A 2,874-nucleotide genomic window follows, 5' to 3' on the forward strand; every position below is an offset into this window, starting at 1 on the left:
AACGGGACCTTCGACAAGCCCCATATTCCCAGATCAGAAGGCACTTCCTATTTCCGGCCCCAGCCCGGTGGACCGCCCCTAACGAAGGGGCGAGGCTAGCTCCCTCGTCGCCCAGTGATGGCTTTAAGGAGAATCGCTACTGGTGTCGGCACCGGCGCGTCACTTCACGGGTACTTTCATTTTGAACAGTTTCTCTGCATTTCGGAACGCAATCTTTTCCTTGTCTTTGCGTGGCAAATCGACTCCGCGGAACCAGTCGGTCTGCGCCTTTATGTCCGCGAACGGGTAGTCGGTTGCGAACATCACTCGATCCACGCTTACGAACTTCAGCAGGAGATCGAGCAGTTCAGTCTGAGGGAATGCACTGGTTGTGATCCAGAAGTTGTCCCGGAAGTATTGCTCGATAGGTTTCTTAAGCGAGTTTTTGGTCGGCTCGCCCATGTCTTCGATGATCCGCTTGTAGTAGAAGGGAAGACCTTCGCCCATGTGGCCGATGATGATCTTCAGTGTGGGGAATCTGTCGAAGACCCCGTACGTGATCATCCGAATGCATTGGATTAGCACCTCTTGGTGCCAGCCATATCCAGACCCACTGAAAATGTAGTCCTGGAACTCTTCCGTGTATTTAGACCGTGTGGTTTTGTAGTAAATCTTGAAGATGTCGTCAGCCGGATAGCCGGGATGCAGGTAGATCGGCACATCGAGCGCAACGGCACGTTCCAGCACAGGCTCGAATTCGGGATAATCGAGATACTTCTTCGTGATGTGTCCGTTGGTCAGTGCGCCCAAGAAGCCGTCTTCCCGAACCGAGCGTTCCAGTTCGTCCGCCGCCGCCTTAGGGTTCTGCAAGGGCAGGGTGGCGAAAGCCTTGAAGCGGCCCGGATATTTGGCGATCGGCCCTTCTACAAGTTGCCGGTTAAGACGATAGGCGAAGTCGATACCCTTTCGCCCAGGGACGTTTTGCACGGACGGTGTATGGGCAGAGAGGATCTGAACGTTGAGTCCCCCCGCATCCATATTGCCGATGCGGCGTTGGCCCAGTTCCGCGAGACCAATTTCCTCGAGGTACGCTATGTGATCCTTATTGATGGAGTTCAGCTTCAACAACTCGGGAGTCGAAAATGTCTCCTCCGCGCCGATGAAGGACAGGTCCCGGTCTCGCTGGAAAACTTCCGCAGTCTTGTCCGCGTTCCGGTCCGGAGCCTTGTCGTCGCTCGCTGCCGAGGCAACGGCATGCGTAGAGAGGCCGGCGCCGATGCCGAGTGCCGTGGCGGCGGTCAGGAAACTGCGGCGTCCCAAGGGCTTCATATCAGTCTCTATTCAGGTGTTCGTGGGTGTGGTATCCGTTCGGCATCCGTCTCCGAGATGCTCCAGATCGAGCCTTCGTCGCTCAGGTCTCCACTCGAGCCGCTTCCCGCTCTGCGACCTCGGCGCCGGTCCCGCCGAAGCACCACCGGCCGGGACCACGGGTCTTCGCGTCCTGCCCGGGGTCGGGGAGCCGCTCGCCCGCGTGCATGTGTGCGGGCCGGCGGCGCTTTCCCTGACAGCGCTGCATCCATTGCCATGACTAGCCTCCTGCCGACGGGTTACCTCGCTTGTCCGACGCCGACTTCGTACCGAATGAATCTGAGACGACCGTTAATGTGCTGCTCAGACCGGTTGTCCGAGCCAGGTTCCCGGCGCACGCGTCAGCGTGGAGGCGACTGCCCGGCTGCGCCCGGAGGCCAACGGCACACAGTCGCGGCGGCCAGGCCGGCCAGCCAGTAGGTGATCGGCTCGGGTTCCTCGGGTGGCCACTGGGCGATCAGCCATCGCTCGGGCAGGACACCGTCGTGGTCGCGGGGGCAGGCGATGGCCAGCCGGACGGATCCGTCGGGATGAGGTCACGGACGCCGCGTGGGAGCGGATCGCTCCGCTGTCGCCGGTCAGCGCGGGTCGGGGTGACCGGTGGAAAGACCACCGGCAGGTGCTCAACGCGATCGTGTGGAAGCTCCGCACGGGCGCACCCTGGCGCGATATCCCGGACAGATACGGATCCTGGAAGACCGCCCATGAACGGTTGCGGCGCTGGTCGGCGGACGGAACCTGGGACCGGATCCTGGACCACGTTCAGGTCCACGACGACGCGATCGGGGAGATCGAGTGGACCTTCCACGTCGACTCCACCGTCGTCCGCGCACATCAGCACGCCGCCGGGGCCCGCAAGCCCGGGACGGCGAAAAAGGGGGCTCTGGGCAGACCTCGCGTCCGGGCATCGCGATCCCTGCGGTCGCGGGTGAGGCGATCGGGCGGTCCCGCGGCGGGCTGAGCAGCAAGATCCACCTCGCTGTCGACGGGCGGGGCAGGCCGATGGCCGTCCGCCTGACCGAAGGTCAAGCCGGAGACAACCCGCAGCTGCTGCCGCTGCTCGATGATGTCCGGGTCGCACGGCCGGGCCGGGGCCGGCCTCGGAAACGACCGGATCGGGTCGTGGCGGACAAGGCCTATTCACATCTGTCGACCCGCATCGCCCTGCGGCGGCGCGGAATCGCGGTGACGATCCCGGAACGGTCGGATCAACTCGCCCGGAGGGCGGCCAAAGGCTCGGCCGGTGGCCGCCCACCGGCGTTCGACGCGGCGATCTACCGGCAGCGCAACCTTGTCGAACGCTGCTTCAACCGGCTCAAACAGTTCCGCGCGATCGCCACCCGCTACGCCAAACGCGCCGTCCTCTACCGGGCCTTACTCACCCTCGCCGCGACGCTGATCTGGCTGACGTGATTCGCAGGACAGGCCCTAATACTACAGCAGCGCTTCGTTAGATAGTTGCTGTCTTCGCTGGTAGTGGGCTTTTCGGGCGCGGGCCTGGTGGCGTCGGCGGAGCCGTGACCAGTC

Annotated in this window: 2 protein-coding genes; one reads left to right on the forward strand and one right to left on the reverse strand. The window is 63.0% G+C overall.

Annotated features, from left to right (window positions below):
• Nucleotides 1–159: 159 nt before the first annotated feature.
• Nucleotides 160–1,308 (reverse strand): amidohydrolase family protein, encoded by a 1,149-nt coding sequence (locus ACIBZJ_RS43170; protein ID WP_395939425.1) that lies wholly within the window; start codon nt 1,306–1,308, stop codon nt 160–162.
• A gap of 559 nt (nt 1,309–1,867) precedes the next feature.
• Here ACIBZJ_RS43170 and ACIBZJ_RS43175 point away from each other — a divergent pair.
• Nucleotides 1,868–2,760, forward strand: a protein-coding gene (locus ACIBZJ_RS43175; RefSeq protein WP_395939426.1) for an IS5 family transposase whose coding sequence is annotated in 2 segments (ribosomal slippage) — nt 1,868–2,246 and nt 2,246–2,760 — 894 coding nt in all. Because the reading frame shifts where the segments join, the coding sequence is not laid out codon by codon here.
• Nucleotides 2,761–2,874 lie beyond the last annotated feature (114 nt).

The sequence above is a fragment of the Cryptosporangium sp. NPDC051539 genome (assembly GCF_044454545.1).
GTDB lineage: Bacteria > Actinomycetota > Actinomycetes > Mycobacteriales > Cryptosporangiaceae > Cryptosporangium.

Bases quoted from the DNA above. Each gene is read 5' to 3' on its own strand.
- ACIBZJ_RS43170 (WP_395939425.1), bottom strand. From the start codon at position 1,308: ATGAAGCCCTTGGGACGCCGCAGTTTCCTGACCGCCGCCACGGCACTC.